Source organism: Caloramator sp. mosi_1 (assembly GCF_028622835.1).
Lineage (GTDB): Bacteria > Bacillota > Clostridia > Clostridiales > Caloramatoraceae > Thermobrachium.
In genome coordinates this window covers 348,828-371,248 of the sequence record NZ_CP117677.1, presented here as the reverse complement: position 1 = coordinate 371,248, position 22,421 = coordinate 348,828, and the positions used below count along the sequence as shown (strand labels likewise).

24 protein-coding genes and 7 pseudogenes are annotated in these 22,421 nt (G+C 32.3%); 19 read left to right on the top strand and 12 right to left on the bottom strand.

Features of this window, described 5'->3' with window-relative positions; translation table 11 throughout:
- The first annotated feature begins 62 nt into the window (after positions 1–62).
- Both PL321_RS02630 and PL321_RS02625 read left to right on the top strand, forming a co-directional pair.
- Positions 63–917 (top strand): LCP family protein, encoded by an 855-nt coding sequence (locus PL321_RS02630; RefSeq protein WP_337961038.1) that lies wholly within the window; start codon positions 63–65, stop codon positions 915–917.
- A complete protein-coding gene (locus PL321_RS02625) occupies positions 914–1,210 on the top strand; it encodes a hypothetical protein (RefSeq protein WP_273963363.1) in 297 nt (98 codons plus the stop codon). The genes PL321_RS02630 and PL321_RS02625 overlap by 4 nt, the downstream gene beginning before the upstream one ends.
- Positions 1,211–1,238: 28 nt before the next feature.
- On the opposite strand, the gene PL321_RS02620 is transcribed toward PL321_RS02625, so the two are convergent.
- Complete coding sequence (locus PL321_RS02620; protein ID WP_273963362.1) at positions 1,239–2,108, bottom strand: MSCRAMM family protein; 870 nt, start codon at positions 2,106–2,108, stop codon at positions 1,239–1,241.
- Positions 2,109–2,118: 10 nt separating this feature from the next.
- The gene (locus PL321_RS02615) at positions 2,119–2,511 is read right to left on the bottom strand and encodes a hypothetical protein (RefSeq protein WP_273963361.1); all 393 of its coding nucleotides are present in this window, start codon (positions 2,509–2,511) and stop codon (positions 2,119–2,121) included.
- A 430-nt stretch (positions 2,512–2,941) separates the two neighbouring features.
- Between PL321_RS02615 and PL321_RS02610 the strand changes: the two genes are divergently transcribed.
- A complete protein-coding gene (locus PL321_RS02610; RefSeq protein ID WP_273963360.1) occupies positions 2,942–3,382 on the top strand; it encodes a carboxypeptidase-like regulatory domain-containing protein in 441 nt (146 codons plus the stop codon).
- Between the two features lie 11 nt (positions 3,383–3,393).
- On the opposite strand, the pseudogene fba reads toward PL321_RS02610, so the two are convergent.
- From fba to PL321_RS02595, 3 genes and pseudogenes are all read right to left on the bottom strand, one after another.
- Positions 3,394–4,321: pseudogene (gene fba, locus PL321_RS02605) on the bottom strand (class II fructose-1,6-bisphosphate aldolase).
- Positions 4,322–4,472: 151 nt separating this feature from the next.
- The gene (locus PL321_RS02600) at positions 4,473–4,679 is read right to left on the bottom strand and encodes a DUF4363 family protein (RefSeq protein ID WP_443110721.1); all 207 of its coding nucleotides are present in this window, start codon (positions 4,677–4,679) and stop codon (positions 4,473–4,475) included.
- Positions 4,680–4,834: 155 nt separating this feature from the next.
- Positions 4,835–5,496: pseudogene (locus tag PL321_RS02595) on the bottom strand (YetF domain-containing protein); the annotation flags it as partial.
- Between the two features lie 155 nt (positions 5,497–5,651).
- On the opposite strand from PL321_RS02595, the gene PL321_RS02590 reads away from it, so the two are divergent.
- The 5 genes and pseudogenes from PL321_RS02590 to PL321_RS02570 all read left to right on the top strand — a co-directional run bounded on the left by PL321_RS02590 (position 5,652) and on the right by PL321_RS02570 (position 8,189).
- The gene (locus PL321_RS02590) at positions 5,652–6,359 is read left to right on the top strand and encodes an SMI1/KNR4 family protein (RefSeq protein ID WP_273963359.1); all 708 of its coding nucleotides are present in this window, start codon (positions 5,652–5,654) and stop codon (positions 6,357–6,359) included.
- A 98-nt stretch (positions 6,360–6,457) separates the two neighbouring features.
- A complete protein-coding gene (locus PL321_RS02585) occupies positions 6,458–6,730 on the top strand; it encodes a hypothetical protein (RefSeq protein ID WP_273963358.1) in 273 nt (90 codons plus the stop codon).
- Positions 6,731–7,244 (top strand): annotated as a pseudogene (locus PL321_RS02580) (glutamate--tRNA ligase). It begins immediately after the preceding gene.
- Positions 7,245–7,261: 17 nt separating this feature from the next.
- Positions 7,262–7,714: a glutamate--tRNA ligase gene (locus tag PL321_RS02575; protein ID WP_273963356.1), complete on the top strand. Its 453-nt coding sequence runs from the start codon at positions 7,262–7,264 to the stop codon at positions 7,712–7,714.
- An 88-nt stretch (positions 7,715–7,802) separates the two neighbouring features.
- Positions 7,803–8,189 (top strand): hypothetical protein, encoded by a 387-nt coding sequence (locus tag PL321_RS02570; protein ID WP_273963355.1) that lies wholly within the window; start codon positions 7,803–7,805, stop codon positions 8,187–8,189.
- Between the two features lie 275 nt (positions 8,190–8,464).
- Here PL321_RS02570 and PL321_RS02565 read toward each other — a convergent pair whose 3' ends face one another.
- Both PL321_RS02565 and PL321_RS02560 read right to left on the bottom strand, forming a co-directional pair.
- Positions 8,465–9,199, bottom strand: a complete 735-nt coding sequence (locus PL321_RS02565; protein WP_273964355.1) for a carboxypeptidase-like regulatory domain-containing protein — start codon at positions 9,197–9,199, stop codon at positions 8,465–8,467.
- Positions 9,200–9,237: 38 nt separating this feature from the next.
- On the bottom strand, positions 9,238–10,377 hold the full coding sequence (locus tag PL321_RS02560; protein ID WP_273963354.1) for a YVTN family beta-propeller repeat protein: 1,140 nt from the start codon (positions 10,375–10,377) through the stop codon (positions 9,238–9,240).
- A gap of 124 nt (positions 10,378–10,501) precedes the next feature.
- Here PL321_RS02560 and PL321_RS20765 point away from each other — a divergent pair.
- The 4 genes and pseudogenes from PL321_RS20765 (at position 10,502) to PL321_RS02525 (ending at position 15,048) form a co-directional block, all read left to right on the top strand.
- Positions 10,502–12,196: pseudogene (locus PL321_RS20765) on the top strand (nucleoside kinase).
- 115 nt (positions 12,197–12,311) lie between these two features.
- A pseudogene (locus PL321_RS02535) lies at positions 12,312–13,693 on the top strand (TldD/PmbA family protein).
- 11 nt (positions 13,694–13,704) lie between these two features.
- Positions 13,705–13,938 (top strand): PmbA/TldA family metallopeptidase, encoded by a 234-nt coding sequence (locus tag PL321_RS02530; protein WP_273963349.1) that lies wholly within the window; start codon positions 13,705–13,707, stop codon positions 13,936–13,938.
- Positions 13,939–14,097: 159 nt separating this feature from the next.
- Complete coding sequence (locus PL321_RS02525) at positions 14,098–15,048, top strand: TldD/PmbA family protein (RefSeq protein WP_273963348.1); 951 nt, start codon at positions 14,098–14,100, stop codon at positions 15,046–15,048.
- Between the two features lie 54 nt (positions 15,049–15,102).
- Here the strand turns inward: PL321_RS02525 and PL321_RS02520 are convergent, their stop codons facing one another.
- The gene (locus PL321_RS02520; RefSeq protein ID WP_273963347.1) at positions 15,103–15,363 is read right to left on the bottom strand and encodes a hypothetical protein; all 261 of its coding nucleotides are present in this window, start codon (positions 15,361–15,363) and stop codon (positions 15,103–15,105) included.
- 192 nt (positions 15,364–15,555) lie between these two features.
- Between PL321_RS02520 and sdaAB the strand changes: the two genes are divergently transcribed.
- From sdaAB to PL321_RS19425, 3 genes and pseudogenes are all read left to right on the top strand, one after another.
- The gene (gene sdaAB / locus PL321_RS02515; RefSeq protein ID WP_273963346.1) at positions 15,556–16,227 is read left to right on the top strand and encodes an L-serine ammonia-lyase, iron-sulfur-dependent subunit beta; all 672 of its coding nucleotides are present in this window, start codon (positions 15,556–15,558) and stop codon (positions 16,225–16,227) included.
- Between the two features lie 14 nt (positions 16,228–16,241).
- A pseudogene (sdaAA, locus tag PL321_RS02510) lies at positions 16,242–17,115 on the top strand (L-serine ammonia-lyase, iron-sulfur-dependent, subunit alpha).
- A gap of 110 nt (positions 17,116–17,225) precedes the next feature.
- On the top strand, positions 17,226–17,336 hold the full coding sequence (locus PL321_RS19425; protein WP_337960928.1) for an RCKP-type rubredoxin-like domain-containing protein: 111 nt from the start codon (positions 17,226–17,228) through the stop codon (positions 17,334–17,336).
- Positions 17,337–17,449: 113 nt separating this feature from the next.
- On the opposite strand, the gene PL321_RS02505 is transcribed toward PL321_RS19425, so the two are convergent.
- The 3 genes and pseudogenes from PL321_RS02505 to pssA form a co-directional block, all read right to left on the bottom strand.
- Positions 17,450–17,632, bottom strand: a complete 183-nt coding sequence (locus tag PL321_RS02505; RefSeq protein ID WP_273963345.1) for a hypothetical protein — start codon at positions 17,630–17,632, stop codon at positions 17,450–17,452.
- Between the two features lie 11 nt (positions 17,633–17,643).
- Positions 17,644–18,181: pseudogene (rbr, locus tag PL321_RS02500) on the bottom strand (rubrerythrin).
- A gap of 88 nt (positions 18,182–18,269) precedes the next feature.
- The gene (pssA, locus tag PL321_RS02495) at positions 18,270–18,791 is read right to left on the bottom strand and encodes a CDP-diacylglycerol--serine O-phosphatidyltransferase (protein ID WP_273964354.1); all 522 of its coding nucleotides are present in this window, start codon (positions 18,789–18,791) and stop codon (positions 18,270–18,272) included.
- A gap of 343 nt (positions 18,792–19,134) precedes the next feature.
- On the opposite strand from pssA, the gene PL321_RS02490 reads away from it, so the two are divergent.
- From PL321_RS02490 to PL321_RS19415, 4 genes are read left to right on the top strand one after another with little or no spacing between them, the layout of a single operon-like run.
- On the top strand, positions 19,135–19,596 hold the full coding sequence (locus PL321_RS02490; protein ID WP_273963343.1) for a TVP38/TMEM64 family protein: 462 nt from the start codon (positions 19,135–19,137) through the stop codon (positions 19,594–19,596).
- Between the two features lie 39 nt (positions 19,597–19,635).
- Complete coding sequence (locus PL321_RS02485; RefSeq protein WP_273963342.1) at positions 19,636–20,064, top strand: CBS domain-containing protein; 429 nt, start codon at positions 19,636–19,638, stop codon at positions 20,062–20,064.
- A 59-nt stretch (positions 20,065–20,123) separates the two neighbouring features.
- A complete protein-coding gene (locus PL321_RS19420; RefSeq protein WP_337960927.1) occupies positions 20,124–20,561 on the top strand; it encodes a YegS/Rv2252/BmrU family lipid kinase in 438 nt (145 codons plus the stop codon).
- 8 nt (positions 20,562–20,569) lie between these two features.
- Positions 20,570–20,995: a hypothetical protein gene (locus tag PL321_RS19415; RefSeq protein WP_337960926.1), complete on the top strand. Its 426-nt coding sequence runs from the start codon at positions 20,570–20,572 to the stop codon at positions 20,993–20,995.
- Between the two features lie 801 nt (positions 20,996–21,796).
- On the opposite strand, the gene PL321_RS02475 is transcribed toward PL321_RS19415, so the two are convergent.
- Positions 21,797–21,967: a hypothetical protein gene (locus PL321_RS02475; RefSeq protein WP_273963341.1), complete on the bottom strand. Its 171-nt coding sequence runs from the start codon at positions 21,965–21,967 to the stop codon at positions 21,797–21,799.
- Positions 21,968–22,421 lie beyond the last annotated feature (454 nt).

Below are 22,421 nucleotides of genomic sequence, written 5' to 3'. Positions count from 1 at the left end.
AAGGATTTTTTACGTCAGATGAACAAAAACAGCAGTTAGAGTATGAAGAAGAAAAGGGATTTATCAATATACTTTTAATAGGAATAGATGCAAGAGAAGAGGGAGAAGCTGCAAGAACAGATTCAATTATACTGGCAACATTAGATACAAACAATAAAACAATAAAGCTTACATCCTTTATGAGGGATATGTATGTTCCAATACCAGGGTATAAGCCGCATAAAATAAACGCAGCCTTTACCTTAGGTGGACCAGAACTATTAATGAAGACATTATATGAAGTCTTTCAGGTAAATGTTCAATACTATGTATGTATAGATTTTAATGCCTTCCAAGATGTTATTGATACGCTTGGAGGTATAGAGGTTGAAGTTAAGGATTATGAAGTAAATGAAATAAATAAGTATATAAAAGAAGTAAACGGTAAGAATTCAACTTTACTTTCGGGTCCAGGTTATCAAAAATTAAATGGTCAACAGGCTCTTTCCTACTGTAGAATAAGAAAAGTAGGTAATGGAGATTATGAAAGAACAGAGAGACAAAGAATGGTATTAGGGCTTTTGATAGATAAGGCAAGAAATATAAGTATGTTTAAACTTCCGGAGGTAGCCAAAGCAGTACTACCCTATATAAAAACAAATATCCCAACTACAAAACTTATGAATATAGGTTATACTGCTTATAAATTTGGTAATACTCCAGTTGAGAAGGCAAGAGTACCCTTTGATTATACCTTTGAGGAAACCTATGTGAATGGTATGAGTATATTGCTTCCTGATTTTCAAAAGAATGCCATAATGCTTGAAAAGTTCCTATATTCAACATCAGGGGCAGCATCCTATGCACCTGTTTATATGGTAAACAATTATCATTCACAAGACAAGCCTATTGATAAGAGGGGCAAAAACCACCAGTGATTAAATTAGAGATACCAAAGGAAGATAAACAAATTAAGGATTCAAAAGAAATTAAAGATAGTGATATAGATACAAATACAAATACGTCTGATAAAGAAAACTCTTCAGATAATCTTGATACGAATAAAGATAGCTCACAGAATGATAGTGATCAAAACAATAACGTAGAGCAAGGCGGAACTCAAGAAGAAAATAAAGATACTGATACTAATTCAAATTCAAATAATCAACAAGGTACAGATTCTCAAAATAGCACAGAACAAGGTAATGATGAACAACAGAATAGTCAATAAAATGTGCCCAGTATTTCTGGGCACATTTTTATACAGATAATTTATTAGCCTTAACTTTGTAATTGCCGTTTGGTACATCTGTAAACAGATACATACCCTGATCGTTTGTTCTTGTAAATTTTATAGGAGTAAGGTTACCATCAGTTTCAACTCTATAAAGAGTTACAACAGCATTAGAGATTGGTTGGTTATTATCGTCCTTAATATATCCAGAAATAGTACCCTTTGAAGCGTTTGGATCAACGTTAAGAGTAATAACAAGTTTACCTATCATTCTATTTTGATCAATTAACATAGTAGAAGTATCAGAAATATATCCAAATTTACTTGTTCTTACTCTATAGGTTCCCTGGTCTACATCCATAAATAGGAACTGACCTGTCTGGTTAGTAAAGGTTGTTCCTATTAATGTTTCTGTCTGGTCTGGATTTACTTTAAATAGTTGAATAATTGCATCTTGAATTGGTTCACTTTGAGCTGTAAATACATCACCTGCTATAATTGATAGATTAGCCTTAGGGTCAGAGGCAAGTGTAATATCAATTTGTATCTGTTGTCTTGCTTGTAGTGCAAATAGTTGTAGATGTGAGAAGGTAAATCCTGGAGCAATGGATGATATATAGTACTGTGTTCCAGGTGGGAAGGGTGAAAAAGTATAATTACCCTGTGCATCTGTAAAGGTGTGGGCTATTGGGTTGCCCTGTGCATCGAATATTTTTACTACAGCACCTGGGATTGGATTTCCATTTTCATCTTTAACTGTACCTATAATTGTGCCTGAGTCTAAATTAGGGTTTGGTTGAAGGTCAAGGTCAATTCTAATTTCTTGTCCTATACCTGTAAGTTCCTTAGCGGTAGATTGCCCTAAAATATATAGGTCGCTTGAAGGCATTGTCATTTATATCCCCCTAAATGGTATTGTATATTAAGGTTATGGATGCACTGCTGCAGCCGTTTTCAATTCGGGCTGTAGCAGGTAGATTGTATTTAAGTAGAATTCCGTTTGTTAGATTTATATGGAGTGTTGGTTGTTCTTTGGTTATAACAAATATTATATAGGATAACCCAAAATTCACTTTAATTTCACACATAGGGTTGTCATCTAATGTAGAGGCAATAATTATATCTTTTATTATGATGTTTTGTGTATTTGGCTTTAAGATTATTGTTTCTTCTTTTGTAATATTTTTAGTAATTATTTCACAGGTTGAGAAGGAGTTATTTAAATTTTCAAGCTTACTGTATATTTGATTAAATTTTTCTTCAAAATAAATTAGAATTTTTCTTAAATCAACTGGCATAAAGTATGCCTCCATCTCTTTCCTGTATTATATTATGAAAAAAATATCACTGTTGTGAATAATATGTAGTAGGGAATGTGGTGGTGATTATATGGATAATGAGGTTAGAATAGATGGGAGGATAGAAAAAGAGAAGGTTGTTTCAAAATCATAGAAGGAAAAGTTATTGATTCAAATGGACAAGGTATTTGTAGTGCCTGTGTTAAGGCCTTAGATGTATATTCGAATCCAATTGCACATACAATTACTGATAGTTGTGGAAACTTTAAATTAATGCTTTTGATAATAAAAATTGTTATAAGGTATTTGCAGTTTGTGAAGGTTATGTTACTTCTGATTTCCAACATATATTTTTGTCTCAACGCCAAAAATAAGTATTTTAATAAGTCTAAATAAGATTGAAAACAAACTGTCTTATATAATAGGTAAAGTGATATTTAACAATAAACCAGTTGATATGTGCCAAGTGGAAATATATGCCTGCTACTATGGTGTAACTACCCTATGTGAAAGAACTATTACAGATAAAAGTGGTATGTTTTTTATCGATGGTATTTCAAGTGGCATTTACATCATAAGGGCTGAAAATAATATGTTTTATTACAAAGAAAAGATATGTTTAAGACCAGGAGTAAATGCCTTAAATATTTATCCCATAATTAAGCCTAAGATGATGTATGGAACAATAAGTGGAGTTATAGTAGATAGTGAAGGAAATAGAGTAAAGGATGCGTTGGTTGTTCTTCAAAGAAAAGATGGAAAACTAATTAAATTTACACGTACCAACTCACAAGGTGAGTATTTGTTTTACAACGTTGAAAGAGGAGAGTATTCTATTATAACTTGTGCAAAGAAGGAGCAGACCTGTTAAGGTCTGCTCTTTTATAGTCTATTTGCTGATCCAAGTACGTTTTCAATCTTGTATTCAACAACCTTTTGTATAGCATCTCTACCAGCACCAAGATACTTTCTTGGGTCAAATTCAGCTGGGTTTTCTGCAAATACCTTTCTAATTGCTGCTGTCATAGCAAGTCTTAAGTCTGTATCCATATTAATCTTACATACAGCCATTGAAGCTGCCTTTCTTAACATTTCAACAGGTATACCCTTTGCATTTGCAATGTTTCCACCAAACTTGTTGCACATTTCAACAGTTTCAGGATCAACTGCTGATGCACCGTGAAGTACTATTGGGAAGTTTGGAAGCTTTCTTTGAATTTCTTCAAGTATGTCAAATCTAAGTTGTGGTTCATAATCTGGTGGGAACTTGAAGGCACCGTGGGATGTACCAATAGCAATTGCTAAAGAATCACATCCTGTTCTTTCAACAAACTCAACTGCTTGGTCTGGATCAGTGTAAACGTGTTCAGCTGCAACAACGTCGTCTTCTACTCCAGCAAGTACACCAAGTTCTGCCTCTACCACAACACCGTGTGCGTGAGCATATTCAACAACTTCCTTAGTCTTTTTATATTTTCTTCAAAGTCATAGTGTGAACCATCAAACATAACTGAAGTAAATCCACTTGCTATTGCAAGCTTTACTGCATCTAAATCTGGACCGTGGTCAAGGTGTAGTGCTATGTCAATTCCTGTTTCTTCAGCAGCAGCCTCAACCATTGCTCTTAGGTATTTTGGTCCTGCATATTTTAGTGCACCAGTTGAGCATTGTAGAATAACAGGTGAGTTTTTAGCCTTTGCACCCTTTACAACTCCTTGAAGTATTTCAAGATTGTTGATGTTAAAAGCACCAATTGCATATCCGCCTTCATAGGCTTTTTAAACATTTCTTTAGTTGTTACAAGTGGCATTATTAATCCTCCTTTATATGTATTATGGGACATAAATGGTCCCTATGGGACAATTAGACACTATGTATATTATAGTACATTTTTAGTTGTAAGCAAATAATTTTTTAAAAAATATTTTGGATGCAAACTTTATCCATTTCAGGTATGTGTTCTATATATTTTTTAATACAGCAATATGGCTTAAGCAATTTGTTTTGTCTTTTGCTTTAATATATTCAATAATTAGTTCTATATTTTCAGATATTTTATCTATTTCATCGTGGTGAATTAAAGCACTCCAAACTCTTTTAGTTTTTTCCCATTCAGATTTAAGTTTTATTATTTCGTTATATGACATATCCCAATTACTGCTCTCTATATTAAATTGTATAACATAAATAGAATTTAATAAAGAATTAGATGTATTATTTAAAAAATATTTACTATTAATCCTGAGGAAACAATAATAGAAAACAGCAGGAGGATAATTAAAGATGTTTTAATATTGCTTTTATTCTTTTTCTCATCTTTATCCCTCCTTTGAATAAAAAGATTTCCTTTAGAATCTATCATAGCAATAAATACATCCTTAATATCATCAATGCCCTTGCTTTTTAAATTTTCCATAAGCCAATTTATGTCGTGGCCAGTTATTGCAAGATTTTTTTATTTAATACTCCGTCAAGTATTAAGCTAATGGGCAACTTAACAGCTTGTGGTTTTATATTTAAATCTTCTCTTGTTACAGGTGATTTTTCAGCCTTAGGTATTATGCTAAGCTTACCGCTTGTTTCAAGCACTGCATATTCTATGTCTTCGATATCAAGATATCCCATCATTCTAAGTTCTTCAATTAAATCATCTAAATTAAATCGTTGTCTTCTTAATTCTTCTTCAGAAACTTTGCCGTGTTTTATTAAAATATCAGGTGTTCCACAAAATACCTTTCTTAAAAATTCTATTTTTAAGGTTAAAAATGAAATTAATATTTCAAGAGTCATTAAAGTTAATATGGGAATAATTCCGTGTATTAATGGTATTGCAGTATCCTGCATAGGAAGTGTAGCAAGTTCTGAGAGCATAAGAGCAACAACAAGCTCAAAGGGTTGGAGTTCGCCAATTTGTCTTTTGCCCATAAGACGCATTGCTAATGTAACGAATAGATATAAAATAATTGTTCGTAAAAATACAATCATAAATACACCTCCTAAGTTGTAGTATTTGATTAAAATTGATTTTTAAACATTTTAAAATTATTTTCAATAATTTAGAATCGTTTGTAATTTACTTGTAAATTATTAGAATTATTAATATAATTTAATTAGTACACTTTAATGAAAGGAACTAAGGTATGACAAAGGGTAGATTAGAGAAATTTGAAATGAAATATGGATATTTTCTTCCAAAGGAATATAAGGAATTTATATATAAGTTTGGTGGAGATGTTCAGTTTGGCAGTTGCAGGTTTGAGTATGCTGAGAATATAGCTGCAAATATATTAAGGCTGCCAGGTAAAATGGATTTTAGGCTTGTTCCCTTTGGGGATATAAGCAATGGAGATTTATATTGTTTTTATAAATATGGTCCCGAAGTAGATGATTATTTTATAGGGCTTTATCTTCACGAGACAGGAAATTTTGTTATACTATCTTCAAATTTTGAGTCTTTTCTATATAGATGTATGCTGGATGACTATTTTGCATCAATAAATGGTATAGATGAATACTCATTCCCGGAAAATGTTTCTGCATCTAATGAGTGTATAGAAAGGTGTATGATTTTATCTAAAGAATATGGTTTTGATTTTAACGAAATAAAACAATATAAGTCTGAATTAGACTATCATAGATTAATGATTAATCGCGATGAAAGGGCTGTACAGAGTCTATGTTATCTTGGTAAGTATTATCTTGAAAATGGAGATTATAAAAGGGGAGTAGGTTATATAAATAAGGCTATTAAGGCCTGCAATAACTATTTTGCCCCCTATTATATTTTGGGAAGACATCTTATTTTATCAGGTAAAGTGGATGGATATACATATCTAAAAAAGCAATAAAAAAATCCCTGTGTTTAACTGGCTACAGCTATTGGCAGGAGGATTTTATAGACATTCCAGAGGATGCCCACAGAGAGGTTGCTCTTTTTATTGAGGATATGTATGATTATGACGATTTGTTGGAAGGAAGATTAATGAAGGGTGTCGACCCCTATGATGCTAAGCTTAGAAAGATTATGGCGGAAGAATATTTAAATAGGGGTAGATATAAACAGGCATTAGAGGAATGTGCAAATGCTCTTTACTGTGGAATAGATGACAAAGAGGAGATATTAAATTTAGCCTTAAGGGTTACTAAGGTTTCAGGTGATTCGTATTTATCAAAAATAATTGAGAATGATATAAAAAACTTAAATAGGAAGGTGTTGTAGATGGAGGTTAGAGTTAGAATTGCACCAAGTCCAACTGGGAATTGCCACGTTGGTACGGCAAGGAATGCCCTATATAATTATTTATTTGCAAAAAAATAACGGTAAGTTTGTTTTAAGAATAGATGACACTGATATGAAGCGTAATTCAAAGGAGTCTGAAGAAGGAATTTTTGAAGGATTAAAATGGTTGGGGATAAATTGGGATGAGGGACCTGATGTAGGGGGACCCTATGGCCCATATAGACAGTCAGAAAGATTAGACATATATAATAAATACATAGAGAAACTAATTAGTGAAGGATACGCCTATTATTGTTTTTGTAGTGAAGAGGAACTTGAAGAGGAGAGGAAAAGACAAATAGAACAAAAACTTCCTCCAAAGTACACAGGAAAGTGTAGAACTTTAACTAAGGATGAGGTAGAGGAGAAATTAAGTAGAGGATTAAAACCAGTTGTTAGATTTAAAGTTCCTAATAAAATTATAACATTTAACGATTTAGTAAGAGGGAATTAAAGTGGGATGGAAATCTAATGGGGGACTTTGTAATAAGAAAATCCGATGGAGTTCCAACATATAACTTTGCTACGGCGGTGGATGACTACCTAATGAATATATCCCACGTTCTTAGAAGTCAGGAGCACATTCCAAATACCTTCTGTCAGGTATTAGTTTTAGAGGCACTTTCTGCAAGAATACCACAGTATGTACATTTTCCTCTTCTACTCAATGAGGATAGAAGTAAGATTTCAAAAAGGGATGGTGCACTTTATATTGGTGAATATAAGGATATGGGTTATTTAAAGGAGGCAGTATTAAATTTTATAGTGCTTTTAGGTTGGAATCCAAAGGATGGACAGGAATTTTTAACAATTGACGAGATGATAGAGAAGTTTAGTTTAGAAAATATAAATAATTCAAATGTTGTTTTTGATTTTAAAAAGCTTGATTGGTACAATGGACACTATATTAGAAAAAAAGTGTAGAAGAACTGTATGAACTTGTTTTACCCTTTGTTGAGGGACAAGATTATTTTAATAGCACAGATGATGATTATAGAAAGTTAAAAAGATTGTGGAAATTGAACAGGAAAGATTGAAAAGGTTAGATGAGGTAAAGGACGCCTTTAGGATGTTTTACCAAAGCCCAAAGGAATACTCCTTAGAAGTAATAATTGATGCAATAAAGAAGATTGAAAAAGGCGAGGTTCTAAGGCTTTTAGATGAATCAATTAAACATTTAGAAGACATAGATAATTGGGATAAAATCTATTTAGAAGAGGAAATGAGAAGATTGTGTGAGTTAATAAATACTAAAACAAAAATATTGTTTATGCTTCTTCGAGTTGCAGTAACAGGTTCAAGGATATCTCCTCCACTATTTGATGTATTTGAGATTATAGGTAAGGAGGAGACACTAAAAAGATTAAGAAGGTGCAGGATGGATATTGAGACACAATAGATTTTAATTTGTTTTTATAAGCCCCATAATGTATATATTTAACATAAACAGCAACAGAAGTCGCCCACTTCTGTAAGTGGGTGATGAATGTAGCTGAAAAGTAGCGAAAACCAAGGCTACTAAAATTAGCCATATGATTGGTAAAACTGGGGAAGGAACAGCCCTTTGAGCGTGGGTAATCTGGTAGCAGAAGCTACCTTGACCACGAAGCCCCCACCTCTATAGGTGGGGGTAGTTCACTACATTATGGGGCTTATTTTAGCTATAAATTACAATTAATTTTGAGGTATCAGCTTAAATGTTTCAATAAAGTAAGTTCCAGCAGGAAGCTTATCAAATTCAAATTTACCGTCAGATTTTGTTTCTGTTATTGCGACAACATATTTAAGGTCTCCTTCACGTCTATAAATTTCTACAAGACATTTATCAACAGGAATGCCGTTGTAAATTACTGTACCTGAAATTTTACCCTGTGGGTTTGTAGGATCCTTTGAAAGTTTATTAGTAGAAGATACTACCATATAGTCCTTATCTATTACAACTAAGAAATCCTGTGGCAGATATCCATTACAAGCTAATCTTAAGGTATAAATTCCCTGTGGTATATATGCTATTCTATATCTACCATTAATACCTGTGAAACTATGAACATATAGTTCATCTATTCCTTCCACTTTTCTATACAGGTTTGCACCTCCATTTACAATGCCTTCAAGGGTGCTTCCAAGTGCTTCTCCAAATATAACGCCCAGTTTAGAGACTATATTATCGTTTAATAGTATACTTAAATCCTTTTGCTCTCCTCCCTGAAGTGAAAAGCTACCAACATATGATAGATTATAGTCTGGTGAGATAATTATAATATAATAATCTCCAGAAGGAAGTCTGCCGCTAAAGAATCCCTTACTATCTGTTGCGTCGTGATATATAGTATATCCATCGGTGGTAATAATTTTAATTGAAGCGTTTACGATTGGATTGTTAGCAGGATCTGTGATGTTTCCATACACCAAACCTTCTGGACTTTGGTCAAGCTCAGGAGTTACAGTTATATCAATACTTGCATTTTTGTAAGCTCAATATTGCTTGTTTCAGCTCTTAGAGCACGGCAGAGTAGAAGTGAAGAAGGTGTAGGAACCTCAATTAATGTTCCACGTAGAGATATAGGATAATTGCCAGTTGGGAGTGCAGATACAGGATTTGCGTGTTCAAGATCAACTCTTATTGCTATATTTAAACTTTGGTTTGTAATATAGGCAATTTTAGATTCAGGTCTTATAACAATATCTGTTAAAGAACCACCTAAATAGACTGTTTTGTAGTTATCAAGATTGTTTATATCAAATATTGTTATGCTGCCTGAAGTTGAGTTAAGTGTAATTAGCTTTTGAGAGTTTGGAGTTATTTTGCATTTATATGGTACAGCAAATAGGAATTTTGTTTTTAATATTCTAAGTGGAGGCGTTGTGGAAAGTTGCATAATCATACCAGTTGATCTACTCAGTCCACAAACGAATACATATTTACCATCATCTGAAGTCGTTATAGCAGTAGGATTAAACACACCAGAGGTAAAGGTAATATATGGTGTTAAAAGTTCAAGATTTTCTACAGATACCATACCTATAAATGGTCTTTGATAGCTTATAAAGTATACATATTTACCATCTTTACTCATTAAAAGATCGGTTGGGGTATAGGTTAAAGATGAAGGTAGAGAAATTCTTTTAATTATAGTTTGAGTCTCTGTATCAATTACAGGTATATTTAGAGCATTAATACACTGTATAAATATAAACCTTCCATCTGGAGTTATAACCATTCTAACTGGTTTAAAGTTTAGAGGTATAGTGTTTATTAATGTTTGAGTTGTAATATTAATTACAGCTATATATTCACTGTCACGGCACGCTACATAGAGAGTGGAGCCATCGGGGGCTATAACTCCGGCCATAGGAAACTGTCCAACTGCTATTGTTGAGATAACAGTATTTGTTGTTGTATTAATCATACTTACAGTTCCATCACCAGAGTTAAAGGTGAATATATACTGTCCGTCTGGAGTTGATAGTACATCATAGGGGTTACTTCCAACAGGTATATTTGCTATAACTTTATCGGTTGTTGTATCTATACAAGTTGCACTTGCTGAGTTTAAATTAGCTGCATATACAGCAAAGGTCTTCATATTATCCCCCTTATCTTTTCAATATAATATATGCAGAAAAAAATAAGTGACAAGTAAAGTGTAGAAAAATTAAAATTAATTTTGTAAAATATAATAAATTAATGATGTAACTTTATTTAAAATAATGCATATAATAAACTACACTCTATTAAAGGGGGATAATTATGGAAAAATTAGTCACAGTAAAAGGTTAGATAACGGAGAGATTATAAAGGCTAATGTTGGAAGCAATTTACTTGACATATTAAAAACAGGCAAAGACCTAAAAGACCCAGTTGTTGCTATGGTGGATGGAGAAATTGAGGAGCTTACTAAAAGATACATTATGATGTTGAAGTTCTTCCAATAACTCTAAAAAGTCCCCTTGGTGTGAAGACATATCTTAGAAGTTTGACATTTGTTTTTATAAAAGCAGTAGAAGATTTGTTTTCCGGTGCAGAGATTACTATAGAACATTCACTAAATAAAGCATTATATGGAGAAATACACTATGAAAGAAAGATAGAGGAGAAGGATATAGAACTTATTAAAAAAAGGATGCAGGAGATAATAGATTCTGATGAACCCTTTGAAAAAATAAAGGTTAAGAAGGAAGAGGCTATTAAAATATTTCAAAACTATGGTATGAAGGATAAGCTTAGACTTTTAAAGTATATTAATCTTCCTTATATTAACCTCTATAGGTGTGGGTATTTGTATGATTATTTTTATGGTCCTATGGTGCCTTCAGCAGGATATTTAAAACTTTTTGATTTGAAGTTCCACGACCCTGGATTTTTACTTCTATATCCTCAGGAGAGTAATCCAACGGAGTTAATTAAATTTAGAGATGTTCCAAAGCTTGCAAAGGTATTTAAAGAGACAGAAGAATGGGCAAAAATACTCGATGTAGCAGATGTAGGAGCACTTAATGACAAGGTTTTAAACAAAGAGATGAATGAACTGATTTTAGTTGCAGAGGGGCTTCACGAGAAAAAATTGCCCAAATTGCAGATAAAATTTATGAAAATAGGGATAAGGTAAAGATAGTATTGATTGCAGGACCTTCATCATCAGGTAAAACAACCTTTTCAAAAAGGCTTTCTATTCAACTTAGGGTTCTTGGATTAAAACCTCATCCAATATCTTTAGACGATTATTTTGTGGATAGAGAAAAGACGCCACTTGATGAAAATGGGGAATATGATTTTGAGTCAATCTATGCACTTGATTTAGAGCTCTTTAACAAGCACTTGGCACTACTTCTTGATGGGCAGGAGGTAGAAATTCCAACCTTTAATTTTATAGAAGGCAGAAGAGAGTGGAAGGGACATAAATATAAAATGGAACCTAATTCAGTTCTTGTAATAGAAGGAATACACGGATTAAATGAAATGTTGACAAACGCAATTGCAAGAGAAAATAAGTTTAAAATCTATATTAGTGCATTAACACAGTTAAATATAGATAATCATAACAGAATACCAACAACCGATGTTAGACTTTTAAGAAGAATTGTAAGGGATAATCGTTCAAGGGGAAGAAATGCAGAGGCTAATATTCTTTCTTGGCCGAGTGTAAGACGAGGAGAAGAAAAAATATATTTCCTTTTCAAGAGGATGCAGATGCAATGTTTAATTCGACCCTTGTATATGAAATGAGTATACTTAAGAAGTATGCAGAACCTCTTCTTCATGAAATTAAAAAGGATAGCCCAGCATATATCGAGGCAAAAAGGCTCTTGTCCTTTCTACAATATTTTATATCAGTTGAGGATGAGGATATAATTCCTAAGAATTCTATTATTAAAGAATTTATTGGTGGAAGTTGTTTTGAGTAAAGTAGTAAGGGCGTAAGCCCTTTTTGTTATATCGATTGAATTTATGGTATTTAAATGTTAATATATAGGTATTACCTGTAAAATTTAGGATAATATAATAATGGGAGGTGTAAATATGATTGAAAAATCAATTCTTCAGGAAGTTTTAAATGAAGCATTAAAGACAGGTGGAGATTTTGCAGAAATTTATATAGAACAAAATGATTTAAATACTGCCTATATGACAGATGGTAAGGTTGAAAGTGTACTTTCAGGAAAGGATTATGGAGCAGGAGTTAGAATTTTATCAGGTTTTAAATGCATTTATGCATATACAAATGATTTATCAAGGGAAGGACTTTTAAAGATAGCAAGGGATGCATCCTATGCATTAGCTGGAACTAAAAATATAGAAAGTAAAGATTTTATTAAGTTAGATTATACAAATGCACATCCTATAGCTGTTGTTCCAAGCACAGTTGATATTTCTAAAAAGGTTTCTAAGGTAAAAGAAGCCTATGGTATAGCTAAAAACTACAGCAGTGAGATTGTACAGGTTTCAGTTAGATATATAGACAACGATAAAAGAGTTTTAATTGCAAATTCAGAAGGTTTACTTGCAGAGGATAGAAGAATAAGAACAAGAATGGCTATAGAGGCTGTAGCTTCAGATGGAAATGAAAATCAAACTGGATTTTTGGTCCTGGAAGGCTTATGGGCTTTGAATTTTTCCAAAATGTTGATATGGAATGGCACGCAAAGGAGGCAGCAAGAATAGCTGTAACAATGCTTCACGCAGACCTTTGTCCGTCAGGAGTTATGCCTGTTGTAATATACAATGGTTTTGGAGGTGTTATATTCCACGAGGCGTGCGGACACTCCTTAGAGGCTACTTCGGTGGCAAAGGGTCATTCTGTTTTTGCAGGAAAGCTTGGTCAAAGGATAGCTTCAGAGGTAGTAACAGCAATAGATGATGGAACAATACCTAATGCTTGGGGTTCTTCTAATATTGACGATGAAGGACATCCAACACAGAAAAATGTGTTAATAGAAAATGGAATATTAAAGGGATATATGGTAGATATGCTAAATGGCAGAAGAATGAATATGAAACCAACAGGAAACAGTAGACGCGAGAGTTATAAGTATGCACCAACTTCAAGAATGACAAACACCTTCATTGCACCTGGCGATAAAACTAAAGAGGAGATTATAAGGTCAACTGAGTACGGACTCTATGCTAAATATATGGGTGGAGGTTCTGTAAATCCTGTTACAGGGGATTTTAATTTTGCTGTAAATGAAGCATACCTCATAAAGGATGGTAAAATAGATAGACCAGTAAGAGGTGCTACACTTATAGGTAAGGGTTCACAGGTTCTACTTGATATTGATATGGTTGCAGACAATCTTGATTTAGGTCAAGGAATGTGTGGTTCGGTAAGTGGAAGTGTTCCAGCAAATGTAGGTCAGCCTATGATTAGAGTTAAGAAGATGACAGTTGGTGGAAGAAAGTAGGAGGTGATTTTATGGAGCTCAATAAGTTTATAGATGAACTATTTAAAAGAGGAAAACAAGAAGGATTAAGTGATATGGAGGTATACTACATAGATTCTGACAGCTTTGAGGTAAATATATATAATCAAGAGGTAGATAAGTACAATGTAAATAGAAATAAAGGAATTTCACTTAGGGCTATATACGACGGAAGGCTTGGATACGCATATTCTGAAAAGTTTGATGAAGAGGATATTGATTTTTAATTAAAAATGCTAAAGACAATGCAAAGGAAACACAAACAGATGTACTTCCTGAGTTTTATGAAGGTGGTAAGTATAAAGAACTTGAAAAAGATATAAATGTTGATGTTGATACAAAAAGAAAATAGATGATGCTATGTTTATGGAAAAAGAGCAAAGGAAATGGATTCAAGAATTGAATCTGTTAATTACTGTTTAATTGAGACAGGAAAAGGAAGAAGGAAAATAGTAAACACAAAGGGACTTAATTTAGAAGAAGAAAGTGGTGTAAGTGTAGCATATATTTCAGTCGTTGCAAAGGATAGGGATGATGTAAAAAGCGGAAGTAGCTTTAAAGTAACAAGTAATTATAGCAATATAGATTTTGAAAAGTTAGTAAAAGAGGCCTGTGATGAGGCAATTAATTCACTTGGTGCAGAAAGTGTACCATCAGGTAAATATAAAGTGATATTAAGACGTGATGCAGCAGCTACATTGCTTGCAACTTTTTCATCAATATTTTCTGCAGACTCAGTACAAAAGGGATATTCGCTTTTAAAGGGTAAATTAAATACAAAGATTGCATCTCCAAAGATAACAATATTAGATGATCCATTTTTGAAGGATGCACCATCAAGCTGTTCCTTTGATGACGAAGGTGTTGAAACCTTCACAAAGGAAATAATTAAAGAGGGTGTTTTAAAAACCTTCCTTTACAACATAAAAACTGCTAAGAAGGATGGAGTAAAATCCACAGGAAATGGTTTTAAGTCAAGTTATAAGTCACCAGTTGTAGTTTCACCTACAAATATGTATATTGTTAAGGGCAGTTTAGGATATGAAGAGGCAATTAAAATACAGCAAAGGGCACTTATTATTACGAGCCTTCAAGGACTTCACTCAGGAGCAAATGCAGTATCTGGCGACTTTTCTCTTGCAGCAGAGGGGTATCTTGTAGAAGATGGAAAAATAACAAGACCTGTAGAACAAATAACAGTAGCTGGTAATTTCTATAGTCTTTTAAATGATATAGAGGAGGTACTCTCAGATTTTGAACTTGCCTTACCAAGTGGACTTGGAAGCTATGGAAGTCCAAGTTTAATAATAAGAGAGCTTAATATATCTGGAAAGTAATAAATAATTTTTAGGTGCCAAAATTTTTTTGGCACCTAAAAATGTATTAAAAATTTATTTCTGATAATTTAATGTAAGCCTTATTATTCTTCTAACAAGTCTTCGTGCAACGGGGTAAGGCATATTGTACATTTTAAGAAGCACAAAAATTTCTGGATTATTTTTTTCAATTTTGTTCAGTATTCTATCAACTTCATTGAATTGGCCTTTTTGTTCAAATTCACCCTTTTGTCTTTCTTCATCATCTTCAATATCTACTATAATAGGTACCATATTTGGCATAATCATTGTAGGAATCATATCCACAGGGTTCATTATAATTTACCTCCTATTTTGACTTACAGTATATAATATTAATAAGATATTAATTTTGTTAAACAAATTTTAATGCAATTATCTTTTCTTACAAACACTAAAAAGAATTTAAAATTTCTATTGTTTAAAAATTAATAAAATGATAAAATTAAAATGAAAATAATGTCGAATTTTAAGAGAGAGGAAGATAGTATGAGCGGTTTAAGTTCCTTCGATATAATTGGACCTATTATGGTTGGACCATCAAGTTCACATACAGCAGGGGCAACAAGACTTGGAAAGGTTGCAATGTCGATTTCAGGAGGCAATTTTAGTAAAGTTGTATTTTATCTTCACGGTTCCTTTGCCAAGACTTATCGAGGGCACGGAACAGACAGGGCTCTTGTAGCAGGTGTATTAGGTATGGAAACCTACGATGATAGATTAAAGTATTCTCTTGATATTGCTAAAGAAAAAGGGATAGAAATAGAGTTTATCGAGGCGGATTTAGGGGATGTTCATCCTAATACAGTAAAAATAGTTTTTTATAAAGACGACGGTAGTAAATTTGAGGTTGTAGGCTCTTCCATTGGAGGAGGAAATATAATAATTACTGAAATAAATGGAGATAAGGTTGAATTTACAGGAGATTATCCAACCCTTATTGTTAAGCAAAAGGATGTTAAAGGTATGATAAGTTCAGTTACTGCAATCTTGGCAAGCCAAAACATAAATATAGCGACAATGAGGGTGACAAGAAGGGCAAAGGGTAAAGAGGCATTAATGATAATTGAAACAGATGCAGAGATAAGTGAATATGTATTAAAGGTTATAGAAAAGGTAGAAAATATTATCTCAGCAAAGGCTATAAATCCTGTAAAGTAATTGGAGGTTATTATATGTATAGTACAGGTTTAGAATTAATGGAGTTGGCAAATTCTAAAAGGTGCAAAATATATGAGGTTGTAATTAGAAAATGAAGTAGATCTGCAAGGCTTAAGTAGAGAAGAAATAGTATTAAAGATGAAAAAGGCATTAGAAGTAATGAAGGCATCTGCACAGGAGGCACTTTATAAGGAGGTAAAATCCGTAAGTGGACTTATAGGAGGAGATGCAAAAAGATTAGAGGATTATAGAAAAAATGGTAATACACTGTGTGGTGATACAGTAGTAAAAGCAATGGCAAGGGCATTGTCCTGTTCTGAAGTTAATGCTGCTATGGGTAGAATAGTTGCAGCACCAACTGCAGGTTCCTGTGGAATTTTACCTGCTGCAGTAATTACAGCAGGAGAAAAGCTGAATAAAACTGAAGATGAAATTGTGAATGCTCTATTTACAGCATCAGGTATAGGACAGATAATTGCAAAGAATGCTACAGTATCAGGTGCAGAGGGCGGCTGCCAAGCAGAGTGTGGAGCAGCAGCAGCTATGGCAGCAGCAGCTATTGTTGAGATGGCAGGTGGTACACCACAGATGTGCCTTGATGCTGCATCAATAGCACTTAAAAACATAATGGGGCTTGTATGTGACCCAATAGCCGGTCTTGTTGAGGCACCTTGTGCTAAAAGAAATGCTTCAGGTGTTGTAAATGCATTAATATCTGCAGAACTTGCACTTGCAGGGATTAAAAGTATTATTCCCTTTGATGAAGTTGTTGAGGCAATGTATAGAGTAGGTAAGGCACTACCAGAAGCCTTAAGGGAAACTGCCCTTGGAGGAATAGCAGCAACACCAACGGGAATAAAATTAAGAAAAGAAGTTTTAGGTGAGTAATAATTACATTTAAAAGATAATTATTATTGACAAATACAAAACTTAAATTTAGAATTATAATAAGAGTGGAAAATCCACTCTTATTATATTACATAAAGGTGGGTTGTGTTATGGCTGTTTGGAAATGTACAGTATGTGGAGAAACAAAGGAAGGAAGATGTAGACCACAAAAATGTCCAAAGTGTGGTGCTACTAAGGAAAACTTTGAAAAGCAACAATAACATTAAGCTTAGCTAAATTTTTATAATTTATACTACTAAAGCCCTATAAGGGATTTAAAACAGATTACATTAAAATCCTTTATAGGGCTTTGATTATGAATTTTTACATCAGTTTATTTGTTTGATTGATTTATATATTCATTAACAAATTCATCATCAATCATTTCAAATAGCTTTATCTTATCCTGATAATTATCTTCACCATCATCAGCTCTATAGAATCTTGCATTTTCAAATAAATCTTCTTCATCTTCAAAGTAACTAATTGGCACCCAAACAATCATACAAGGAGACATTATATTCACCTCTATTTATAGTTCTCACAGTAGATTTCAAAGAAGGCCCTCTTAAAGGCACATAGTGGACATACTTCAGGTGCTTCAGTACCTTCGTGAACATATCCACAATTGAGACATTGCCATTTAACAGGAGTATCCCTCTTAAATATCTTACCTGATTTTAGATTTTCAAGTATCTTTAAAAATCTTATTTTATGATATTCCTCTGTTTCTGCAAGTTCTTCAAAAAGTCAGCGATTTCCTCAAATCCTTCTTCCTTTGCAACTTTTTCAAACTCTTTGTACAGTTTTTCTGCTTCAAAGGCCTCAAGCATTGCAGCTTCAAGAAGGTTTTCAGCAGTAGTTTTATTTTCCTTTAAAAAGTCGTCAAAAACTCTCCTGGCGTGAGCTTTTTCGTTATCTGAAGTTATATCAAATATTTTAGCAATAAACTCATATCCTTCTTTTCTTGCCTTCTCTGCATAAAATGAGTATCTACTCCTTGCCCTTGATTCTCCAGAAAAGGTCTTTAGTAAATTTTTTCTGTTTTGCTTCCCTTAAGATTCATTAGAATCCTCCCAATTTAATTTACTCACAGTTATATAATATGTATTATGTTATATTTTTTACAAAAAATAGGGTTTTTTAACCCTATTTTAGAATTTCTTAATTTGCAATTTGCTAACCATTAAATAAGCAAAAACTATAAATATAATCGTTGATATGTACTGGTGAGGTGTATATATGCCTATTAAATTATCAAGTGCAACAACTGCACCTGCTACAGTTATAGGAACACCAGTAAATACATTGTTAAACTTAGTAACATTAAATCTTGCAAGTCTGAAGGCACCAGCTATTGGAAATAAAAGTGTTATAATATATCCTATAAGTCCGAAATTAATTAAATATAATTGCCAACTTAATATTGCTGGTGCAGCACCAAAGGAAACAAGGTCAGCTAATGAATCAAGTTCTTTTCCAAGTTCACTTGAAACCCCTATTTTCCTTGCTATCCTACCATCATACCTATCAAGAAGAGCTGCTGACATTATTAAAATAGCTGCCAACTTTAAATTGTTATTAAATGTAAACATAATAGATATCATTCCAAGGGACAGGTTAGCAAAGGTAAATAAATTAGGAATAAAATCTTTTTCAAAACAATCACCCCAAATAAATTATTTAAGTTACATTGAAGTAAAATATAAAATGTTATAAAATAAGTAATGTAACTGATTTTAGAATTTTTATTTAATTTACTAAGTATATATTATAAACAAAAACAGCTTTTTTACAATAAAATAAATCAAATTTGAGGTGATATATTGACAAAAAAAAATTATTAAAATATATTAGTATAGTAATAACACTTATCGCTATAATTTATATTATTAAATCAAATAGATTATTTTTTGTTTTAATAGAGCCAACGTAAGAAGTATAAAGAGATTTATAGAAAGTTATGGACAATATTCTGCTGTTGTTTTACTGCTCATATATGCAGTCAAACCCTTTGTTATGCTTTTCCCAACTTGGGTTCTTGGAGTTATTTCAGGCGTTTTATATGGTTGGATTTTTGGATACATTGTTTCCTTAATTGGATGTTTTATTTCTGCAACTGTAGGATATTATGTTGCAAGGTTTTTAGGGAAGGATTTTGTGCATAAAATTACAAAGGGTAAATTGGATAAGTTTGATAAGGTATTAGAAAAGGATGGTTTTAAAATTTTATTTTTAATGAGACTTCCTGTTATTTTTCCATACGACGCTTTAAGTTTAGCCTGTGGATTAACTTCTATTAGATATAGAGATTTTATATTAGCAAGTGTACTTGGTGTTATGCCTGAGATGTTTGCATATAATTATTTTGGGAATTCCTTTAATACAAGACACTACAAAAGTTTACTTATTCCTATTACTATACTTATAATACTTTTGGTGGTTTCATTTGTAATAAAGGATATGAAAGAATTAGAGTAAAAAACACCTTCAGGAAATACTAAAATTGGAGGTGTTTTTATGAAGGTAAAGGATATAATGACAAGAGAAGTGGTTACAGTTACTCCAAATACTCCTGTAACTGAAGTTGCAAATTTGATGAAGAATTATAACATAGGTTCAGTTCCAGTTTGTGAGGGTAATAGAGTAGTGGGTATCATTACAGACAGAGACATAGTTTTAAGGGATGTTGCCTATGGTAAAAATCCAGGTGAAGTATTAGCAAGGGATGTTATGACAGTTGGTATTACAACAATAAATTCTGATAATGACATCCACGATGCAGCAAGACTTATGGCAGAAAAGCAAATAAGACGTCTTCCTGTAGTTGAAGATGGAAGACTTGTTGGAATGCTTGCTTTAGGAGATATAGCTGTAACTAATAGGCTTCAGGATGATGCTGGTGAAGCATTAAGCGACATTTCAAAACCAAATGACATAATGTTCTAATCCCTGCAGTTGCAGGGATTAGATATTGTAGGTATTATATATATTTGGGGGGCGATAATATGAAAAAGGCAAGATTAATTTACAATCCCTATTCAGGTGATAGGTCCTTTAGAAATAGATTAGATGCGGTGATAGATAGACTGCAAATGGCAGGATATGAGGTAACACCCTATAGAACAATTTCAATAGAAGATATCTATACAAGTATGGAAAGGGCTAAAGACTATGATATAATTCTTGTTGCAGGTGGAGATGGAACAATAAATCACGTAATAAATGCAATGATTTTAAAGGAGATTGATGTTCCTCTTGGAATTTTCCCCTATGGTACTGCAAATGATTTTGCATCACACTTAGGTATACCTCGAAGGATTACTGAAGCCTGTGATGTAATAGCAAGGGGAAAACTCAGCGAATTTGATTTAGGAAAAATAAACGATAGGTATTTTATAAATGTTGCAGCAGGAGGCCTTTTAACCGATGTATCACAAAAATAGACATAAATATGAAAAATACCCTTGGTAAAGTAGCATATTATTTAAAGGGGATAGAGCAACTTCCAAACTTTAGAGCTATTCCAATTAAAATAAGCTGTGATGGAAAAACTTATGAGGAAAATATATATCTATTTGTAATATTAAATGGTTCAAGTGCAGGAGGATTTAAATTAGCACCGGATTCAACTGCAGATGATGAAATGCTCAACTTAATTGCAATAAAGCAGTGCAATCTTGTAGAGCTATTTAACTTATTTTTGAAAATGTTAAAAGGAGAGCATCTTGAAAACAGCAACGTAATATATCTAAAGAGTAGAGAATTTAGAATTGAATGTAATGAAAATATAGAGACAGATATAGATGGAGAAGTAGGACCCAATTTCCCACTTGATGTTAGAATTTCGTCTAAAAAGATAAAAATATTTACGCCTTAGGTATAAATAATAATGTTTTATAATATTAATTAATTAGTAGCAATCTAAAAGGTGTAGAGGGTGAAGGCTTTATTAACACTGATTTTTATATGTTTTGTTTTATGCTTTTTCAATATTTATATTTTATTAAATAAAAACAAAAATACAGCATTCTAATATCCTTATTATTTCTAATATCATCCTTAAGATATATTCTGATTTTTATGTTCTTAAAGGCTAAAAAACTAAATCACTTGTTTTATTTTGGTAAATTCACCTTAGTGCCAGTTATACTTTTTACTGTAGTTATTTACTTCATATATATTTTAAATAGGAAATCAAAAATTGGATTAATAGATAAAACACTTATATTTGTCTTTATTATAATAGAATCATATACAATATATATTACACCAAATAATTTTATAAAATATTATGGTGGATTTAAATTTGTCTGCATAAATGACTATGAGAATTATTTGATTCTGTTAATATCGTTTTTGCACTACTTTTTATATTTATTGCATCAAATTATTTTAGAGTTATTGATTCAATTCCTGTAAAGGCTGTAAATATAGCTTATATAGTAGGATATTTAATATTTTTAATTCAAGCTATTTCAATCTATGTAGGAATAGAATTAAAAACTATGACATTAATTCCAGAGGCTATACTGCTTTTAGCTGTATTTATTGATAGCTGTATTCAAAATCCCCATTAAGTAAATTCTTAATGGGCAGATTGTTGACAAACATAAAATATGCATTGATTATGAAATTGCCCCTTGAAGGAATGCCAAAGAAATCCTTCAAGGGGCTTATTTTATCTCGACTTTTTCAACAGCCTGCTGTTTAACTTTATTCTATTTCTAATTACATAATATAGTAATGATATGATTATTGTTATCCCAACAATTAACCTATAATATTCTTTAATAGAAGCTTTTATAATTTCCATATTATCTCCTGTAAGAGCACCAGCAGCAAAGAGCATTGTATTTTGTAAAACATTTGCTAAAAGAATAGATATAGTGGCAGGTATTATAGGAAGTTTGAAAATACCTGCTGCAATAAATGTAAGAGAACCAAGGCCTGGAATAAATTTATTTATCAGAACAAAAATACCCCGTATTTTTTAAACCATTCTTCTAATTTGTGTATTTTATCAAGATTAAAAAATTTAATCAAAAATTTATTATTAAGTACAATGTTTGATTTTTATAGCTTAAGTAGTAAAGAAACATACTACTTAAGAAGGAGCCACAAATAGTAGAAAGAAGCATTAAATATTTATTAAACCCCATTTTATAGGTTAAATATCCTTGAAAAATAGTAATTGTATCTCCAGGATATGGAGGAAAAAGTATCTGCAAACAGGAATTAAAAAGAAGAATAAATATGTTCCAATTAAACTTTTGTCCACAATGGATTTAACTATAATAAGAATT